Consider the following 17,826-nt stretch of genomic DNA (forward strand, 5'->3'; position numbering starts at 1 on the left):
TATGTTCAGTTGGCCGGGGGAGCCTCGCGCGTCAGCGCGGCGAAGGACGCTCCTTGTTGCGGAGCGGCAGAGGCCGATCGGGCGCCGACATCCGGCGACATCAGCTGGCGCCGGTCGAAGGGATAGCGGCGCAGGCGCTTGCCGGTCGCGGCAAAGATCGCATTGCCGAGCGCCGGCGCGGCGGAGACTGTGCCGGTCTCGCCGATGCCGCCGGGATTTTCGCTGTTGCGGATGTGATAGACCTCGATCATCGGTGTCTCGTTCATCCGCATCATGCGGTAGTCGTGGAAGTTGCTCTGCTCGACACGCCCGTTCTTGAAGGTGATGTCGTTGTAGAACGCCGCCGAGAAACCGAAGATAAGGCCGCCTTCGATCTGCGCCGTCACCGTGTCGGGATTGACCGTGAAGCCACAATCGATCGCCGCCACGACGCGCGTGAGCCTGATCTCACCCACGGGTGAAACCCTCACTTCGGCGATGACCGCGAGATGGCTGCCGAAGGCATTATGGAGGCAGACGCCGCGCCCGCTGCCGGCCGGCAGGGCCTGCCCCCAGCCGGCTTTTTCCGCCGCCAGGTCGAGCGCGGCGCGCGAGCGCGGATTGTCGTCGAGCAGCGCGCGGCGATACTCGACCGGATCGCGGCCGGCGGCATGGGCGCATTCGTCGAGGAAACTCTCGACGACGAAGACATTGTGGGTCGGCCCCACCCCGCGCCACCAGGTAATCGGCACGGGCGGGTCGGCGCGCACCCAGTCGACATGCACGGCCGGGAAGCCATAAGGCGTTTCCTTGGCGCCCTCGACCGCGTCCTCGTCGAGCTTGCCTTCCGGCAGCCCGCCGGGGATGTAGTGTCCCATCACCGAGCCGCCGGTGACGTGATCGACCCAGGCGATCGGCAGCCCGTCCGGCCCGAGGCCGGCGGAGATCCGGTCGTAGTAGGCGGGACGATAGAAATCGTGCTGGATGTCTTCCTCGCGGCTCCAGACGACCTTCAGGGGATAAGGGACCTGGCGCGAGAACTGGGCCGCCTGCTCGACCGATTCCGCCACGAGCCGCCGGCCGAAGCCACCGCCGAGATACTGGTTGTGCACGAAGACCTTCTCGACGGGCAGGCCGGTCGCCTCGGCGGCGAGCCGCTGCGCGACCGTCGGCACCTGCGTGCCCACCCAGATGTCGCAGCGGTCGGGCTGCACATGCACGGTGGTGTTGATCGGCTCCATGGCGGCATGAGCCAGGAAGGGCAGCTCATAGGCAGCCTCCACCCGCTTGGCCGCGCGGCTGATGGCGCCGTCCACATCGCCGTCATGGCGTGCCGGTACCGGCTTGATGCGCCCATAGGCATTGCGCAGATCACGCACCAGGTCGGCGCTCGACATGCGCGCGTTCGGACCCTCGTCCCAGGTGATGTCGAGGGCGTCGAGCCCTTGCTTGGCGGCCCAGTAATGGTCGCCGACGACGGCCACTGCATTGTCGATCTTGAGCACGTCGCGTACGCCGGGAATGGCGCGGGCTGCTTTGTCGTCGACGGCCTTCAGCTTGCCGCCGAAGACCGGGCAGGCCGAGACGGCCGCGACCTTCATGTCGGGTAGGCGGATGTCGATGCCGAAGATGGCAGTGCCGTCGACCTTCGCCGGCGTGTCGACCCGGCGCTGCGTCTTGCCGATCAGCTTCCAGGCGTTGGGGTCCTTGAGCGGCACGTCCTGGGGCACAGGCTGCTGCACGGCCGCCTCGACGAGCTCGCCATAGGAGAGCCGACGTCCGGTCGGCCCGTGGGTGACGGCGGCGCGCTCCGCCGTGCATTCACCGGGCGGCACGTTCCATTGGTGGGCTGCGGCATTGATGAGCATGACGCGGGCGGCGGCACCCGCTTGCCGGAGCGGCACGAAGGCGCCCCGCACGGAAGTCGAGCCGCCGGTCGATTGCGATTTCAGCAGCGGCTGCTTGTAGAGATCCTCGTTGGCCGGTGCCGCCAGGACGCGCACCTGGTCCAAGCCGACCTCGAGCTCCTCGGCGATCAGCATGGCCTCGGCGGTATAGATGCCCTGGCCCATTTCGACATTCGGCGCGATCAGGTCGATGCTCCCGTCGGGCCCTATACGGATGAAGCCGCCCGGCGCGAAGCCCTGAAAGGCATCGCCCGTGTCGCCGCCACCCGTCGTATTCTGGATGGAGAGGAGGCCGGGCTGCTCGCCGGCCGCATGCGCCTTCGTCCGGCCGAAGGCCGCGAAGGCGAGGAGCAAGCCACCCCCCTGCAGCAAGCGGCGACGGGAGGTCAGCGTCAGCATCTCGGCATCGATGCGGGCGTAGGAGGGGCCGCTTTTCAGTGGCGTCTGGTCGCGATCTCGGGTCATGCCTTCGCCGCCTCCTTGATCGCCGCGCGGATGCGCGGATAGGTGCCGCAGCGGCAGATATTGCCGGACATGGCGGAATCGATGTCCCTGTCCGTTGGGGCGGGCTTGGCCGCAAGCAGGGCAGCCGCCGACATGATCTGGCCGGACTGGCAATAGCCGCACTGCACCACTTCGAGGTCGAGCCAGGCCTTCTGGACCTTCTGCCCGGCCGGCGTGCGGCCGATAGCTTCGACCGTCGTCACCTGCCGCGTTCCGATGGAGCCTACCGGCAGAATGCAGGAGCGCGTCGGCTTGCCGTCCACATGGACGGTGCAGGCGCCACACTGGGCGATGCCGCAGCCGAATTTGGTGCCGGTCAGGCCGATGACGTCGCGCAGGACCCAGAGCAACGGCATGTCCGGCGGGACTTCGACGCTGCGGCTTTCACCATTGACCGTGAGCTGGATCATCAGGAGACCTCCGCCGTGGAGCCGCGGTGCGGGTTGGACTGAAGTAAACGCGCGACGCGAGGAAAGGTGCGTGCGGCGCATCCGTTTTTTCGGCGGGCGCTAAGAGCCTGCCTCGACCTGCGCGCGGTTTTCGGCGAGCAGGGCAACGACCTCCTCGTCCGTCGTCTGCGCGAAGTCGCGGTAATATTGGCCCACCGCCCAGAAGGGCTCGGGGGTGGCGAGGCAGACGATCTCATCGGCCTCGCCCGTGAGGTCGGCGATCGATTGGGGTGCGGCGACCGGCACCGCCAGGATGACATATTCCGGACGGGTCTGACGCAGCGCCTTCAGCGCCGTCGTGACCGTCCCGCCGGTCGCGATGCCGTCGTCGACGAGAATGACGGTCCGGCCGTGCGTCGGCAGTGGTGCGCGGTCGCCGAGATAGACGCGCCGGCGTCGTTCTATCTCCACGAGCTGGCGCGCGATCTCGGCTTCGATATAGCTCCGGGGTGCCAGGACGGCGGCGATGGCCTCGTCATTCAGGACGATCTGCGGCTCGGTGCCGTCGACGACCGCACCGAGCCCGAATTCCTCGTGGCCGGGTGCGCCGATCTTGCGCACGATGAGCACTTCGAGCGGGGCGCCCAGCACCTTCGCCACCTCGAAGCCGACGGGAACGCCGCCGCGCGGCAGGGCGAGCACGATGGGATCGGCCGTCGCGAAGCGCCGCAGGGCATGGGCGAGCTTCATCCCGGCGTCGCGCCGGTTCCTGAGGCTTTCGCTCTCCCCAATCATTTTGAGCCTCCTTGGCGTGCTCGCGGCCGCGACGAGAGGCGAGTGCCCTCGCCTCAGCCTCTAGGCTGAGGTGTCGTCGGCGTCGTGGGAATCTCCGGAGGCGTCGTCGGCGGCACACCGACCGGTTCGTTTCCGGGAGGTATCTGGTCGGGTGGCGTCGGCGGCACCCCCGTCGGCACGTCGCGATCCGGCACCTCGGAGGGGGAGGGCGGCCGTGCCGGCGCCGGATTGGGCTGCCCCGGGCTCGGATGCGGATCGTTGGGATCGCTGTTGGACTGTTGCATAGGGTCTCCTCAGCCTGCCGGCGTCACACACCGAACGGATAGGTTTCCGGCACGCCCTTCGGCCGGGCGCTCGGCAGCGGCGTGACGGCGCGGGTTTCCTCGAACCAGACATAGGCATCGAACTGCTCCGGCAGCACGGCCTCGAAATAGTGGCTGTAGTATTCGTTCTCCGGCCGATAGATGACGCCGATGGCCCGCTCGAGCCGCGGCTTAGCCAGAACGTCGACGACGTCGCGATGGCGCGGATCGCGCAGGTCCGTCAGCGAGCGGGCGATGCCGGTCTGGCGGAAGACGCGCTCATAGGAATCCGGCCGCGACGGCACGACCGTCTTGATGCGCATCTCCGCATCCCAATCGTCGGCGGCCGCCACCGTGCCCCGGTCCGTGCCGAAGCCGATGAGCACCGCCTCCTCGCCATAGGCCGTCTTGCAGAGCTCGCCGATATTGAATTCGCCCTGCCAGCCCATGGCGGTGGCCGCGGCATTGCCGATATGTGAATTATGCGCCCACACGACGGCCTTGGCGCCGGGGCCACGCGCCTCCAGCACGTGCTGGAGCGTGTCGTACATGTGCCGGTCGCGCAGGTTCCACGACTCCGTCGAGCCGCGATACATGATGCGGTAGTAGTGCTCGGCGGCCCGCACCACCCGGGCATTCTGGGCGGCATCGAAATAGCCATCGCCATCCTTGGCGAGATAGTCCAGACGCTTCTCGAGGATTTCCCGGAGCTGCGCCACCACAGCTTCCTCGCAGGTGTCGCGATCGCCGCGCATCACGGCCCGACCGTACCAGGACGGCTCGCCCTGCCAGGGTGTGAGGCAGCCGTAGCGCTGCCGCGCGGTCTTCGCGCCCTCGGGATCGACCCGGTCGAGATAGGCGAGCACGGCGGCGATGGAGCTGCGCAGCGAGTAGACGTCGAGGCCGCGGAACTCGACGCGCTGCGCAGCGCTGAGACCCTCGTTGTGCTGCCGCAGCCAATCGACGAAGGCCTCGACCTCGAGATTGCGCCACATCCACGTCGGGAAGCGCGCGAAGGCCTCTTCGTCATACTGGCCGGCGCCGCGGTGCCGTACATGCCGGTCGATCCGGGCCGCATCGGGCCAGTCGGCCTCGACAGCGACGATAGTGAAGCCATGCCGCTCGATCAGCCGCCGCGTGATCGCCGCGCGTGCGCTGTAGAATTCCGATGTCCCATGGCTCGCCTCGCCGAGCAGCACGACGCGGGCCTCGCCGAAGTGATCGAACAAGGCGCCGAAGTCTTCTGCGCGCTCAGGGGCTGGCAGATGCTTCGAGGCATGGCGAATGGCGCGCGCGGCTTCGTCGGCATCCGCTGTGCGGAAGCGTTGGGAGATCTCGACGTCGCCCATTGGCATTCCTCCTCGGTTTGCCGGCCGGATGGGCTCAGGCCCTATAGGTGCCCGTCAGCTCCGTCTCGGCCAGGACGTGATCGCGCGCCGCGTCCCAGATGTCGCCGGCATAGGGGCGCTCATCGACCGGCAGCTTCGGTATGCCGAGAGCCGCAAGCCGGAAGCGATAAGTGTGAGGCGGGTCGCCCTCCGGCGGCTGTGGCCCGTCATAGCGGTTGTTGCCGAAATCGTTGAAGCCGTGCGGCAGGTCCTCGGTATGCGCGGCCGAGCTGCGACCCGGCGCGAGATGCTGCCGGGTTGCCGGAATGTCGTAGACCGCCCAATGCCGGAAGGTGGCCGATGGCGCGTCCGGATCTTCCATGATGAGAAGGAAGCTCTGCGTGCCCTCCGGCGGATCGCTCCAGTCGAGCTGCGGCGAAAGATTGTCACCGCGGCGCGCGTGTCGGTCTGGGATCGGTTTGCCGTTCTCGATGGTCGGGCTCGTCAGCCGAAAAGCCATAGGGTTCCTCCGCGCATGTCGTCCCCGCGAGGCAAGGATTTGGGCGATGAATGGCCGGGGCGCGCTTTGGGCGCGTCCGTGGAAGGGTCAGCCTTTGGAATGAGCGTCCTCGGCCGATCCTCCCGCGAGGGCGACTTCGAGGTTCTGGACGATCAACTCCACATTCTCGCGGGTCGCTTCGATCTCGAACACCTCGCCGGCATCGTCGATGATGTGGATCACCAGCCCCGTGCCGCTTCGTTGGGCGGCGAAACCGGCGAGCTTTTTCCTGTCTGCCATAGTCTTCGCCCGGCTCAGCTCTTGCGGCCGGGTTCGTGATAGCGGGTGTCGAAGCTGTCGGACCCGCAATGCGGGCACTTCGGGATCTTATGACCCTTCGTCACATGCACCTGCTGGTGGCAGCGCTCGCAGCGGAAATCACCCGTCTCGCGTGCCGTTTCGCCTGCCTTTGCCGCCATGGATCCCTCCTGCACCTGCCGGACGAACGTGCGGACCGGGACATCGTTCCAGCGCTTCGCGCATGGCACATTGCAAGTCACTGCAGGGCGACGGCCTCCGGGTTCACCTCCTGCTTGGCGACCTTGGTGAGAAGCTCGTCCGTGCGCCGCTCCTCTTCGAGCGTCTGATGCAGGATCTTCTGGTCGTCGCGAAGTTCGAGCTGGCCGGCGAGCGCCGCGGCCGTGCCATAGGCGGCGATTTCGTAATGCTCCACCTTCTGAGCGGAGGCGATGAGGGCCGCGTCGCGCAGTTCGTTGCCCTGGACCATGGACATCATCTTTTCGGTCTCGTGCACCAGCGCCTGCATCGACTGGTCCTCATGGGCGTTGGCGCTCACGCCATGACGCTGAAGGATATCTTCGAGGCGCTGCTGATGGACCAGCGTTTCTTCCCGGTGACGCATGAAGCCGTTCTTCAGCGTCGGATTCGACGCCATTTCGGCCATCTGCTCCAACGCCCTGGCGAGCTGCACCTCCACGCTGCGCAGTTCCTGCAGTTCGGAAACATACATGTCGCGGAAATTGGTGATCTGCATGACAGGCTCCTGCCGGTTGCCACAAGGCGGCGCTCGCACCCGTCGTCAGGCGCGGCCGCGCCGTCGAAGCCGCGCCTTCTCGGAGAGCTGGACTCGATCCGATGACCAACGAACGCAGGCCGGCAGCGAGGGTTCCGGCGCAAAGGCCGTCCTCGCAGAAAAGCCCGCCGCGTGTCGCCGGGCGCCTTCGATCAGACTGTGGGAATACCGGCAGCAGCGGCCTGCGGCGCGGCCGCGCGCGGCAGGATGAAGGTCTCGATCGCAAGCGCCACGCCGTCCTCCTCATTGGAGGTCGTGACGAAATGCGTGCGCTCCTTCACCTCCGGCGCGGCGTTGCCCATGGCGATGGCAAGCCCCGCTTGCGTAAGCATCGGCAGGTCGTTGACCATGTCGCCGATGGCCGCCACTTCCTCGATAGGCACGCCCCAATGGGCGGCGAAAGCCTTGAGGGCATAGCCCTTGTCGGCCGTCGGATGGGTGAGGTCGAGATAGTAGTTCTGCGAGCGGCGCGCCGAGGCGGTGGTGCCGAGCAGCGCCTGCAGCTCGGCCTCGCAGCGCGCTAGCAGATCGAAGTCGCGCGAGGAGCCGACGATCTTGCCGGCGCGGTCGAGGTAGGGGCCGAGGTCATCGACAACGGTCGGCTCGAACTGCACCGTGATCCGCTCGCGCGGCACATAGGCGCCGTCCGGGTTGGTGATGATCCACTGATTGTCGGCGAAGACCCAGATGTCGGCGCCAGCGCGCTGCATCGCCTCGACGCCGATGCGTGCCGCCTCGAGCGGCACGAAATGCTGCTCCACCACGCTGAAATCGGAGCGCATGATGGCTGACCCGTTGAAGCCGCCGAAAATGTCGAGCGCGAGCGGCTCGACCAGCATGCGCATGCCGCGCGGCGGGCGGCTGGATACGGCGGCAAAGCCGATGCCGGCCTCGCGCAGGCGCTTGGCCGCGGCGATCGTGGCGGGCTTCAGCTCCTTGTCGTGGGTGACGAGCGTGCCGTCGACATCGGAAACGACGAGGGAGATGCGCTCCGCCGGCGCATGTAGTTTCGCGTTCACACCCGTCTCCATCACGAAACGCCGCCGTCGAGCGGCAGCCATTGAAAACCGTCACGCGCCAGGAGGGCGTCGGCCGAGGCCGGCCCGCTCGTCCCCGCCGCATAGGCGTCGAGTTCGCCGAGCCCGCCAGCCCAGCCCTGAAGCAGCGGCTCGACGGCCGCCCAGCCGGCCTCGATATTGTCGGCACGCTGGAAGAGCGTCGCATCGCCGATGAGGCAATCATAGATCAAGGTTTCATAGCCGGTCGACGGCGCGGCCTTGAAATAATCCGTGTAGCGGAAGTCCATGTTGACGTCGGAAAGCCGCACCCGCCGGCCCGGCACCTTCGCGGCGAAGCGCAACGAAATGCCCTCGTCCGGCTGGACATGGATGACGAGCATGTTCGGCTGCATTTCTCCCGCACCCGTCTCGCGGAAGAGAACGCCCGGTGCGCGCTTGAACCGGATGGCGATCTCGGTGCGTCGCACTGCGAGCGACTTGCCGGTGCGGATATAGAAGGGCACGCCCTCCCAACGCCAATTGTCGATCCGGCACTTCAGCGCGACATAGGTCTCGGTGCGGCTGTCCGGCGCGACGTCCGGCTCGTGGCGATAGCTCGAAACAGGCTTTCCGCGCACCGTGCCGGCGCTGTACTGGCCGCGCACAGCGCAGGCGACCGCTTCCTCCTGCGAGGCGTAGCGGATCGCCTCGATGACCTTCGCCTTTTCGCTGCGCACCGCATCGGCCGCGAAGGAATTCGGCGGCTCCATGGCGGCGACGGCGAGCAGCTGGAACATGTGGTTCGGCACCATGTCACGCAGCGCGCCGGTCGCGTCATAGAAGCGCCCACGGCTCTCGACGCCGACAGTCTCGGCCGCCGTGATCTGCACATGGTCGATGAATTCGCGCCGCCAGATGGGCTCGAATAGGCCGTTGCCGAAGCGAAAGGCCATGACGTTCTGGACCGTTTCCTTGCCGAGGAAATGGTCGATCCGGTAGATCTGCTGCTCGTTGGCAGCCTTGAGGAGCTCCGCGTTGAGCGCCTTGGCGGAGGCGAGATCGCTGCCGAAGGGCTTTTCGACCACGAGCCGGCGGAAATTCCTGCCCTCTTCCCGGAAGAGCCCGGCGGCACCGAGACGCTCGGCAATGGGGCCGAAAAACCGTGGCGCTACCGCAAGATAGAAGACGGCGCTCGCGTCGCCTGTCACCTTGGCGCGCGCGGCGAGCCGCTCGCCGATCAGGTCATAGGTATGCGGATCGGCGAAATCGCCGGCGATATAGCCTATGCGTGCGACGAAATCCGTCCAGACCGCTTCGTCGATGGAGGCGGTACCGGTCGTGCTCGCGGCGATGAGTTCGTGAACCGCTTCCGTTAGAAAGTTGCGGAAGTCTTCCTCGCTGCGCTCCACGCGGTCGATGCCGACGATGGCGAAGTCGGGATCGAGCGCGCCTTCCTGGGCGAGGTTATAGAGCGCCGGCATCAACAGGCGCTTGGTCAGATCGCCCGAGCCGCCGAAGATGAAGAAGGTGGAGGGCGGAGCGGCCGGCACATCCGCCGGAAGCCTGGGCTGGCCGAGGGTCGTCTCCACCATGGGATCAGCCGGCCTTCGGTTTTTCGACGTGACCACCGAACTCGAAGCGCATGGCCGACAGGATCTTGTCGGCGAAATCGGCATTGCCGCGCGAGCTGAAGCGCTCGTAGAGCGCCGCCGACAGCACATGCGCCGGCACGCCCTCGTCGATGGCGGCCATCACCGTCCAGCGGCCCTCGCCGGAATCGGAGACCCGGCCGCCGAAGTTCGAGAGCTGCGGGTCCTTCACAAGGGCATCGGCCATGAGGTCGAGCAGCCAGGAGGCGACGACGCTGCCGCGCCGCCAGACCTCGGCAATGTCGGTCAGGTTGAAGTCGTATTGGTAATATTCGGGATTGCGCAGCGGCGTCGTCTCGGCGTCCGCCTTCTGCTCCTTCGTGCCGGCATTGGCGGCGCGCAGCACATTCATGCCCTCGGCATAGGCGGCCATGAGGCCATATTCGATGCCATTATGCACCATCTTCACGAAATGGCCGGCGCCGTTCGGCCCGCAATGCAGATAGCCCTGTTCAGCCGTGCCGCCGACCTCCTCGCGCCCGGGCGTGCGCGGCGCGGCGTCCATGCCGGGCGCGAGTGCGAGGAAGATCGGGTCGAGATGCTGGACGACATCCTTCTCGCCGCCGATCATCATGCAGTAGCCGCGCTCCACGCCCCAGACGCCACCCGAGGTGCCCACATCCACATAGTGGAGCCCCTTGGGTTTCAGGCGCTTCGCCCGCTCGATGTCGTCGCGGTAATAGGAATTGCCGCCGTCGATGATGATATCGCCGGGCTCGAGTACCTCGATGAGCTTGTCGATGGTGTCGTCGACGATCGCCGCCGGCACCATGATCCACACCGCCCGGGGCTTTGCCATCTTGGCGGCGAGATCCGGGATCGATGAACTCGCCACCGCCCCCTCGCGCGCGAGATTGCCAATGGCCTCGGGGCTCACGTCGAAGACGACGCATTCGTGCCCTTGCCGCACGAGGCGCCGCACCATATTGGCGCCCATCCGGCCGAGGCCGATCATCCCTAGCTGCATCTCATCTCTCCCGGATCATGAGTGTCAGGCGAGCGCCCGTTCGACCGCCTGCGCCAGCCGCGTCAGGCCCGCCTGCACGTCTTTGCCGAGGTGGATGCGCAACGCCCGGCGCCCGCGTTCGGCGAGCACTTCGAAGTCACCGCGCGCCTGCGCCTGCTTCACCACGCTGAAACCGAAGCGGTGTCCCGGCACGGCGAGATCCCGGGCGTCGTCGGCCGTGATCTGCAGGAAGACGCCGGAATTCGGTCCGCCCTTGTAGGCCTGGCCCGTCGAATGGAGGAAGCGTGGGCCGAAGCCGACGCAGGTCGCGACCTTTCGCCGGTCGCGGATGAGCTTGCGCAAGGCCGTGAGCGCGGCCGTATGGGCGCCGTTGCGCTCGATATAGGCGAGGAGGGCAGCATAATCGCCGGTGCCGAGACGTGCGAGATGCGCCGCGATATAGGCGTCGAAGGTCTTTTCGCGCGCCGCGGAGGCGATCGCCTCCGCATTGCGTGAATCGGCATAGAGCGACATGCCCTCGGCGCTGAAGAACGGCTCCTCCGCCGGCAGGGCGCCGGATTTTTCGTAGGCGTCGGTCAGTTCGCGCGTCTTGATCTTGCTCGCCTCGACGTCGGGCTGGTCGAAGGCATTGATGCCGATGATGGCGCCGGCGACGGCGGTCGCCACTTCCCAGCGGAAGAACTCCTGCCCGATCTGCCGGGGGTCGCTGACCGTGATGCGCACGACCGGCTGTCCGGCCTTCTCCAGCGCCGCGACGGCGGCATCCTGGGCGGTGTCGGGCGCCGTCTCCAGCCGCAGATAGGCGAAGATCCGGTCTTGGCCGTAGACCTCCGGTCCGCCGAGCGGCTCGGAATCGACAGGCACGATCCCCTTGCCCTGCTTGCCGGTGGATTCGGCGAGGAGCTGTTCGAGCCAGGCGCCGACATCGGCGATGCCGGGGGAGGCGACGATCGTAACCTTGTCGCGCCCGACCGTCTGTCCGACGCCGAGGATCGTGCCGAGCACCGCGCCGGGATTATCGGCCGGCGGCGCCGCGGCGCCGCAGCTCCTGACCATCACAGCGGTCGCCTCGATGAAGGCGTTGAGGTCGAGCCCCATGACGGCGGCGGGCACGAGGCCGAAGTTCGACAGCACCGAATAGCGCCCGCCGATGCCGGGATCACCGAAGAAGATATGGCGGAAGCCGTCCTGCTCCGCGACCTTCTGCATCTGCGAACCGGGATCCGTGACCGCCACGAAATGGCTGCCCGCCTTGCCCTGGCCGAGCGCCTCCTCGGCGCGGGCGAAGAAATAGGCCTTCAGGATATTAGGTTCGAGCGTCGAGCCCGACTTGCTCGACACGATGAAGAGGGTGCGCGCGACGTCGATCTTCGCCTCGAAGGCGGCGAGTTGCGCGGGATCGGTCGAATCGAGCACGTGGAGCTCGGGGAAGCCCGCCTGCTTGCCGAAGGTTTTTGCCAGCACCTCCGGCCCGAGGCTCGATCCGCCCATGCCGAGCAGCAGCGCATGGGTGAAGCCCTCGGCCTTCACCTCGGTCTGGAGGTCGAGGAGGTGCTGCAGCTCGGCCGCGTCGTCGCCGATCACGTTGAGCCAGGCGAGCCATTTCGCCTCGTCCGTATTGGTCCACAGGCTCGCATCGCGCGCCCAGAGGCGGCGAATCCGGCCCGTCTTGCGCCCTTCGTCGAGCCGCTCCTTGACCGTCTTGTCGAAGTCGGCCGGCAGGCTCACCGTCGCGCCGTTGAGGCGTGATTTGAGGAAATCGGTGCGGCGGCGCGCGACAGTCGACAGGAGATCGTCGAAGGAATCCGAGAACAGCTTCACGCCGTCCTTCAAGAGCGCGCCGGTGATCTGATCGAGATCGACCCCGAGCCGCTGGGCGGTGTCGAGCTGCGCGCGTGCCTCCTCGACATTCTCGGTGATGCTCGTGCGCGGCCTGCCGTGATCGCGGAAGGCGTCCATGGTCGGAACCGGCATGGTATTGACCGTGTCCGGCCCGATCAGTTCCTCCACATAGAGCACGTCGCTATAGGCCGGGTTCTTGGTGCCGGTGCTCGCCCACAGCAGGCGCTGCGGCCGCGCGCCCTTGGCGGCGAGAGCCTTAAAGCGATCGCTTTCGATCAAGGAGAGATAATGCTGATAGGCGAGCTTGGCATTGGCGATGGCGATCTTGCCCTTCAGCCCGGACAAGGCTTCGGCCTCGCGGTCGCCGGCGGCGATGCGCTGGTCGATGATCTTGTCGGCGGCCGAATCGATGCGGCTCACGAAGAAGCTCGCGACGCTGGCCACGCGCCCGGGGTCGCCGCCCTTGGCAGCAAAGGCTTCGAGCCCGTCGAGATAGGCTTGCGCCACCGTCGCATAGGCATCACGTGAGAAGAGAAGCGTCACATTGATATTGATGCCGTCGCCGATGAGCGTGCGAATGGCCGGTACGCCGGCCGGCGTGCCCGGCACCTTGACCATCAGGTTGGGCTTGTCGACCGCTGCCCACAGGCGCCGCGCCTCGGCAATGGTTTCCTCGGTCTTGTCGGCGAGATAGGGCGAGACCTCCAGGCTGATGAAGCCGTCGCGCCCGCCTGCCGCGTCATAGACAGGCCGCAGCACATCGGCGGCGGCCTTGATGTCCTCGATCGCCAGCGCATCGAAGATGTCGAAGACGTCGACGTCGTTCTTGCCGAGCAGCGCCGTGAAGGCTTCGTCGTAGTCGTTGCTGCCGCCGATTGCCTTTTCGAAGATGGACGGGTTGGAGGTCACGCCCTTCAAGCCGTCCTCGTCGACGAGGCGCTTCAGCCCGCCGCTCGTGATCAGGCTGCGACGCACGTAATCCAGCCACACCGACTGGCCGAGATCGCCAAGCCTCTTCAGCGGATTGCCTGTGCCCGCTGCCGAATGACCTGCCGTTGAGACCTCTGCGGTCATCAATCTCTCCCTTTAACTCTATCGACCGGCCTGCTGCCGCGCTGCGGCGAGCACGTGATCCGGAGTGAAGCCGAATTTTTCCTGCACTGCCTTGAGCGGCGCCGATGCGCCGAAGGTATGCATACCGATCTTGACGCCGCCGAGGCCGACATAGCGGTCCCAGCCGAGCGTGGAGGCCTGCTCCACCGCCACCCGAGCGGTAATCTCCGGTGGCAGCACGGAATCGCGATAGGCCTGGTCCTGTTTCTCGAAGATTTCCCAAGAGGGCATCGACACGACGCGCGAGCGGATGCCCTCCTTGGAGAGCGCCTCATGGGCGCCGACGCAGAGCTGCACCTCGCTGCCCGTCGCCATGAGGACGACCTCCGGCGTGCCCTCGGCAGAATCGGCGAGCACATAGGCGCCGCGCGCTAGTCCCGAAGCCGGCGCATAGACCGAGCGGTCGAAGGTCGGCAGCGCCTGCCGCGACAGCACGAGGCAGGCCGGCTCGTGCTTGAGACCCAGCATCAACCGCCAGGCCTCCGCCACCTCATTGGCATCGGCGGGCCGGATGACGAGAAGGCCGGGAATGCTCCTGAGGCCGATGAGCTGTTCCACCGGCTGATGCGTCGGGCCGTCCTCGCCGACGCCGATCGAGTCATGCGTGAAGACATAGATGACCGGCAGATCCATCAGCGACGACAGGCGGATAGCCGGCTTCATATAGTCGGAAAAGATCAGGAAGCCCGAACCGAAGGAGCGCAGCTTGGAGAGCGACATGCCATTGCAGATCGCGCCCATGGCATGTTCGCGAATGCCGAAATGGAAGTTGCGCCCACCGTAGGAGCCTGCCTCGAAATCACCCGCGCCCTCGAAGGTGAGCCGCGTCTTGGTGGACGGCGCAAGGTCGGCTGCGCCGCCGAGAAGCCAAGGCAGCTTCGGTGCGATGGCGTTCAAGACCTTGGCCGAGGCGTCGCGGCCGGCGAGCCCCTTGGCGTCGGCCGGGAAGGTCGGAATGTCGGCGTCCCAGCCCTCCGGCAGGCGCCGCCCCTGCATGCGCGTGATCTCGTCTGCGAGCGCGGGATGCTCACCGGCATAGCGGGCGAACATTGCCTCCCATTCCTGCCGTAGCTCCTTGCCGCGCTTGCCCATGACGGCCGCGAAATGTTCGCGCACGCCGTCCGGCACGAGGAATTTGGCATCCTCCGGCCAGCCGTAGCTCTTCTTGGCGAGGCGCACCTCGTCCTCGCCGAGCGGCTCGCCGTGGGCGGCGCTGGTGTCCTGCTTGTTCGGCGCGCCATAGCCGATATGGCTCTCGACGACGATCAGCGTCGGCCGGTCCGTGACCCCGCGCGCGGCCTCGAGCGCTGCGGCGATGCGCTCGCAGTCATTGGCGTTGCCGACGCGCTGCACGTTCCACCCGTAGGCGAGGAAACGGCTGGCGACATCTTCGGAGAAGGCGAGCGAGGTGTTGCCCTCGATGGTGATGCGGTTGGAATCGTAAATCCAGCAGAGATTCGAGAGCTTGAGATGGCCGGCGAGCGAGGCCGCCTCGCCGGAGATGCCCTCCATCATGTCGCCGTCGCCGCAGAGCGCATAGACGCGGTAGTCGAAGATGGGAAAGCCCGGGCGGTTGTAGTGCGCGGCGAGCCAGCGCTCTGCGATCGCCATGCCGACCGACGTCGCGACGCCCTGGCCGAGCGGCCCCGTCGTAGTCTCCACGCCGGAGGTCAGGTGATATTCCGGATGGCCGGGGCATTTGCTGCCGAGCTGGCGGAAATGCTTGATGTCGTCGAGCGTGACGGAGGGCTCGCCCAGCCGCTCGTAATCGGCGTTCACCGCCTTGACGCCCGTCAAGTGGAGGAGCGCGTAGAGCAGCATGGAGGCATGCCCCGCCGACAGCACGAAGCGGTCGCGGTTCGGCCAGATCGGGTCCTGCGGATCGAAGCGCAGGACCTGCTGCCAGAGGGTGTAGGCCACCGGCGCCATGGCCATGGGCGTGCCTGGATGGCCCGAATTCGCCTGCTGCACAGCATCGATGGCGAGCGTGCGGATGGTGTTGATCGCGAGGCTGTCGATGGCCGAAGGGGTCTGGGCGGAGCCCGTGCCGCGCAGATGCCCGCCCTCGGCGAGCTGTCCTGCAGTCTGTCCCGGCCTTGATGGATCGTTCGGCAAACCAGTCCCTCCTTGTTAACACTTTTGGCGGACCCGGCATCGATAACGACACAGCCTAGGACGGTTGAGCCAAAGCAGCAATCGACTAAGTTTGGGGATAGTGTGGTATTGTTAAGCCAAAGCCAAGCTTGAACTTGCCGGCGTTCACTTTAGGGTCGACAAGGTTTACAGAAAAAATTCGGGCGCGCGGCGGTGCTGCGGCCCCTGGTGCAGTCGAAGGGGAAGGCCGATGCAGACCACGGAGCAAGTTCGCGGAATCCTTGCCAATTACGCCAGCGAACCGCCGGGCGTGAAAGCGCGGCTCGCGGAGATTTTGTCGCACGGCAAACTGGGCGGCACGGGCAAGCTCGTCATCCTGCCCGTCGACCAGGGCATCGAGCACGGGCCGGCACGCAGTTTCGCCATCAATCCCGACGGCTACGATCCCTTCTATCATCACCGTCTCGCGATCGAGGCCGGTCTCAGCGCTTATGCCGCGCCGCTCGGCCAGCTGTCGGTCACCATGGGCGAGCTCTACGGACAAGTTCCGACGATTTTGAAGCTTAATCACTCCAACAGCCTGTCGCGGCTGAAGGAGGATGCCGACCAGGCGATCTTCGCTTCGGTCGACGATGCGCTGCGTCTTGGCGCCACGGCTATCGGCTTCACCATCTATCCCGGCTCGGACAGGGGTCTCGAACAGATGGAGGAGATCGGCGAGCTGATCCGGGAGGCGAGGGCGGTTGGCCTGCCCACCGTGCTCTGGTCCTACCCGCGCGGCGGCAACATCTCCAAGGACGGCGAGACGGCGATCGATGTCGTCGCCTATGCCGCGCATCTCGCCTGCCAACTCGGCGCGCACATCATCAAGGTAAAGCTGCCGACCGAGTTCATCGAGCAGAAGGAGGCGAAGGCCGAATTCGAGGCCAATCGCATCCCGATCGCGACCCAGCCCGAGCGCGTCGCCGAGGTCGTGCGCTCCTGCTTCAACGGCCGGCGCATCGTGGTCTTCTCGGGCGGGGCGGCCAAAGGCACCGATGCGGTGCTCGCCGATGCCCGCGCCGTCCGCGATGGTGGCGGCAACGGCTGCATCATCGGCCGCAACAGCTTCCGGCGTCCCCATGACGAGGCCCTGAAGCTGCTCGATACCCTCATCCGCATTTTCAAGGGACAAGAGTGATTCCGAGACGGATCTCAGAAAATAATCGCAAGAACAATCCAGGGGGGAAACATGATCGAACTCCTGAGCTACCCGGTCCAGCCGCGGGCTCCGCGATGAGAGGCCATCATCAGGTGCCGTTCCCCGTGCTGATCGGGGATCTCGGTGGAACGAACGCGCGCTTCGCCATCGTTCCGGACGCGGATGCCCCGATCGAGGAACTGCCGATCGTCCACACCGCGAGCTTCCCGACGATGGACGAGGCGATCGCCGAGGCGGTTTTCGCCAGGACGGCGCATCCACCGCGCTCCGCCGTCATCGCCATCGCCGGGGCGATCCGCACCGAGCGGATCGCCTTCACCAACGCCAAATGGGTTGTCGAGCCGCGCCAGCTCATCGCCCGCTTCGGCTTCGAGGACTTCATCGTCCTCAATGACTTCGAGGCACTGTCTCTCGCCCTGCCGGAGTTCACGGAGGCGGACCTCGACCCGGTCGGGGGAGGCGAGCGCTCTGAATTCGGCACCCGCCTTGCGCTCGGTCCCGGCACCGGTCTGGGCGTCGGGGCGTTACTCCATGCGCGCGGCACCTGGATCCCCGTGGCCAGCGAGGCCGGGCATATCGATTTCGGCCCGGTGACCCAGCGCGATCTCGCCATCTGGCCGCATCTGGAGCGCCTGCACGGCGACCGCATCTCGGCCGAGACGGTGATGAGCGGCCAAGGCCTTCTCAATCTCTACGGAGCGATCGTGGCGGCGGACGGCAAGAGCCGTGCGTTGGACACGCCGGCCGCCATTACGGGGGCTGCCCTGGCCGGTTCCGATCCGACGGCGGTGGAAGCCGTTGAGCTTTTCGCCACCTATCTCGGGCGGCTCGCCGGCGACCTCGCCATGACCTTCCTGGCGCGCGGCGGCGTTTATCTCGCGGGCGGCATCTCTCCCCATATCGCGCCCTTTCTCAAGGCCGGCAGCTTCCGGACGGCTTTCGAGGCGAAGGAGCCGCACCGCGCGCTGCTTCAGGACATCGGGACCGCCATCATCAGCCATGCGACACCAGCCTTCGTCGGGCTTGCCGCCTTCGCGCGCCACCAGGAGCGCTTCGGCGTGAGCCTCGATGGCCGCCACTGGCAGGGCAAATGAACTGACCACCGAATGCCGGCCGCCTTCGCGGCCGGTCGCGCCAAAGCCGGCAGAAGCCGCACAGGTGAAGTT

General features: G+C 66.6%; 16 protein-coding genes. 2 read left to right on the plus strand and 14 right to left on the minus strand.

Going from position 1 to position 17,826, the window contains the following annotated elements; genetic code table 11:
* Positions 1-5: 5 nt before the first annotated feature.
* The 14 genes from ACFQU1_RS21710 to tkt form a co-directional block, all read right to left on the minus strand.
* Positions 6-2,351, minus strand: coding sequence for a molybdopterin cofactor-binding domain-containing protein (locus tag ACFQU1_RS21710; RefSeq protein WP_378136596.1), 2,346 nt, complete (start codon positions 2,349-2,351; stop codon positions 6-8).
* Positions 2,348-2,800 carry a (2Fe-2S)-binding protein gene (locus tag ACFQU1_RS21715; RefSeq protein ID WP_378136598.1) on the minus strand — a complete coding sequence of 151 codons (453 nt, stop codon included), beginning with the start codon at positions 2,798-2,800 and terminating at the stop codon, positions 2,348-2,350. Before ACFQU1_RS21715 ends, ACFQU1_RS21710 begins: the two co-directional genes overlap by 4 nt.
* Before the next feature lie 99 nt (positions 2,801-2,899).
* On the minus strand, positions 2,900-3,574 hold the full coding sequence (locus tag ACFQU1_RS21720; protein ID WP_378136600.1) for a phosphoribosyltransferase: 675 nt from the start codon (positions 3,572-3,574) through the stop codon (positions 2,900-2,902).
* 53 nt (positions 3,575-3,627) lie between these two features.
* Positions 3,628-3,858, minus strand: a complete 231-nt coding sequence (locus tag ACFQU1_RS21725) for a hypothetical protein (protein ID WP_378136602.1) — start codon at positions 3,856-3,858, stop codon at positions 3,628-3,630.
* A 23-nt stretch (positions 3,859-3,881) separates the two neighbouring features.
* Positions 3,882-5,225, minus strand: coding sequence for an erythromycin esterase family protein (locus ACFQU1_RS21730; RefSeq protein ID WP_378136604.1), 1,344 nt, complete (start codon positions 5,223-5,225; stop codon positions 3,882-3,884).
* 34 nt (positions 5,226-5,259) lie between these two features.
* Complete coding sequence (locus ACFQU1_RS21735) at positions 5,260-5,724, minus strand: YbhB/YbcL family Raf kinase inhibitor-like protein (RefSeq protein ID WP_378136606.1); 465 nt, start codon at positions 5,722-5,724, stop codon at positions 5,260-5,262.
* Between the two features lie 87 nt (positions 5,725-5,811).
* On the minus strand, positions 5,812-6,003 hold the full coding sequence (locus tag ACFQU1_RS21740; protein ID WP_378136608.1) for a hypothetical protein: 192 nt from the start codon (positions 6,001-6,003) through the stop codon (positions 5,812-5,814).
* A 14-nt stretch (positions 6,004-6,017) separates the two neighbouring features.
* Positions 6,018-6,182 carry a hypothetical protein gene (locus ACFQU1_RS21745; protein WP_378136610.1) on the minus strand — a complete coding sequence of 55 codons (165 nt, stop codon included), beginning with the start codon at positions 6,180-6,182 and terminating at the stop codon, positions 6,018-6,020.
* A 77-nt stretch (positions 6,183-6,259) separates the two neighbouring features.
* Complete coding sequence (locus tag ACFQU1_RS21750; protein ID WP_378136612.1) at positions 6,260-6,757, minus strand: ferritin-like domain-containing protein; 498 nt, start codon at positions 6,755-6,757, stop codon at positions 6,260-6,262.
* A 191-nt stretch (positions 6,758-6,948) separates the two neighbouring features.
* Positions 6,949-7,815: an HAD family hydrolase gene (locus ACFQU1_RS21755; RefSeq protein WP_378136614.1), complete on the minus strand. Its 867-nt coding sequence runs from the start codon at positions 7,813-7,815 to the stop codon at positions 6,949-6,951.
* An 11-nt stretch (positions 7,816-7,826) separates the two neighbouring features.
* Positions 7,827-9,386 carry a glucose-6-phosphate dehydrogenase gene (zwf, locus tag ACFQU1_RS21760; RefSeq protein WP_378136616.1) on the minus strand — a complete coding sequence of 520 codons (1,560 nt, stop codon included), beginning with the start codon at positions 9,384-9,386 and terminating at the stop codon, positions 7,827-7,829.
* Positions 9,387-9,390: 4 nt separating this feature from the next.
* Entirely contained in the window at positions 9,391-10,410 is a 1,020-nt protein-coding gene (gene gnd, locus ACFQU1_RS21765) for a phosphogluconate dehydrogenase (NAD(+)-dependent, decarboxylating) (RefSeq protein WP_378136618.1), read from the minus strand.
* Positions 10,411-10,434: 24 nt separating this feature from the next.
* Entirely contained in the window at positions 10,435-13,326 is a 2,892-nt protein-coding gene (locus tag ACFQU1_RS21770) for a bifunctional transaldolase/phosoglucose isomerase (RefSeq protein WP_378136620.1), read from the minus strand.
* 18 nt (positions 13,327-13,344) lie between these two features.
* On the minus strand, positions 13,345-15,420 hold the full coding sequence (gene tkt, locus ACFQU1_RS21775) for a transketolase (RefSeq protein WP_378136823.1): 2,076 nt from the start codon (positions 15,418-15,420) through the stop codon (positions 13,345-13,347).
* Positions 15,421-15,709: 289 nt separating this feature from the next.
* On the opposite strand from tkt, the gene ACFQU1_RS21780 reads away from it, so the two are divergent.
* Positions 15,710-16,639 (plus strand): class I fructose-bisphosphate aldolase, encoded by a 930-nt coding sequence (locus ACFQU1_RS21780; RefSeq protein ID WP_378136622.1) that lies wholly within the window; start codon positions 15,710-15,712, stop codon positions 16,637-16,639.
* 95 nt (positions 16,640-16,734) lie between these two features.
* The gene (locus ACFQU1_RS21785) at positions 16,735-17,754 is read left to right on the plus strand and encodes an ROK family protein (RefSeq protein WP_378136624.1); all 1,020 of its coding nucleotides are present in this window, start codon (positions 16,735-16,737) and stop codon (positions 17,752-17,754) included.
* The last annotated feature ends 72 nt before the right edge of the window (positions 17,755-17,826 follow it).

It is taken from the genome of Chelatococcus sp. GCM10030263 (assembly GCF_042666455.1).
GTDB lineage: Bacteria > Pseudomonadota > Alphaproteobacteria > Rhizobiales > Beijerinckiaceae > Chelatococcus.

What these genes read in the sequence shown, in the direction of transcription:
- ACFQU1_RS21710 (WP_378136596.1), bottom strand. Translation starts at nt 2,351, where the DNA reads ATGACCCGAGATCGCGACCAGACGCCACTGAAAAGCGGCCCCTCCTAC.
- ACFQU1_RS21715 (WP_378136598.1), bottom strand. Translation starts at nt 2,800, where the DNA reads ATGATCCAGCTCACGGTCAATGGTGAAAGCCGCAGCGTCGAAGTCCCG.
- ACFQU1_RS21720 (WP_378136600.1), bottom strand. Translation starts at nt 3,574, where the DNA reads ATGATTGGGGAGAGCGAAAGCCTCAGGAACCGGCGCGACGCCGGGATG.
- ACFQU1_RS21725 (WP_378136602.1), bottom strand. Translation starts at nt 3,858, where the DNA reads ATGCAACAGTCCAACAGCGATCCCAACGATCCGCATCCGAGCCCGGGG.
- ACFQU1_RS21730 (WP_378136604.1), bottom strand. Translation starts at nt 5,225, where the DNA reads ATGGGCGACGTCGAGATCTCCCAACGCTTCCGCACAGCGGATGCCGAC.
- ACFQU1_RS21735 (WP_378136606.1), bottom strand. Translation starts at nt 5,724, where the DNA reads ATGGCTTTTCGGCTGACGAGCCCGACCATCGAGAACGGCAAACCGATC.
- ACFQU1_RS21740 (WP_378136608.1), bottom strand. Translation starts at nt 6,003, where the DNA reads ATGGCAGACAGGAAAAAGCTCGCCGGTTTCGCCGCCCAACGAAGCGGC.
- ACFQU1_RS21745 (WP_378136610.1), bottom strand. Translation starts at nt 6,182, where the DNA reads ATGGCGGCAAAGGCAGGCGAAACGGCACGCGAGACGGGTGATTTCCGC.
- ACFQU1_RS21750 (WP_378136612.1), bottom strand. Translation starts at nt 6,757, where the DNA reads ATGCAGATCACCAATTTCCGCGACATGTATGTTTCCGAACTGCAGGAA.
- zwf (WP_378136616.1), bottom strand. Translation starts at nt 9,386, where the DNA reads ATGGTGGAGACGACCCTCGGCCAGCCCAGGCTTCCGGCGGATGTGCCG.
- gnd (WP_378136618.1), bottom strand. Translation starts at nt 10,410, where the DNA reads ATGCAGCTAGGGATGATCGGCCTCGGCCGGATGGGCGCCAATATGGTG.
- ACFQU1_RS21770 (WP_378136620.1), bottom strand. Translation starts at nt 13,326, where the DNA reads ATGACCGCAGAGGTCTCAACGGCAGGTCATTCGGCAGCGGGCACAGGC.
- ACFQU1_RS21780 (WP_378136622.1), top strand. Translation starts at nt 15,710, where the DNA reads ATGCAGACCACGGAGCAAGTTCGCGGAATCCTTGCCAATTACGCCAGC.
- ACFQU1_RS21785 (WP_378136624.1), top strand. Translation starts at nt 16,735, where the DNA reads ATGAGAGGCCATCATCAGGTGCCGTTCCCCGTGCTGATCGGGGATCTC.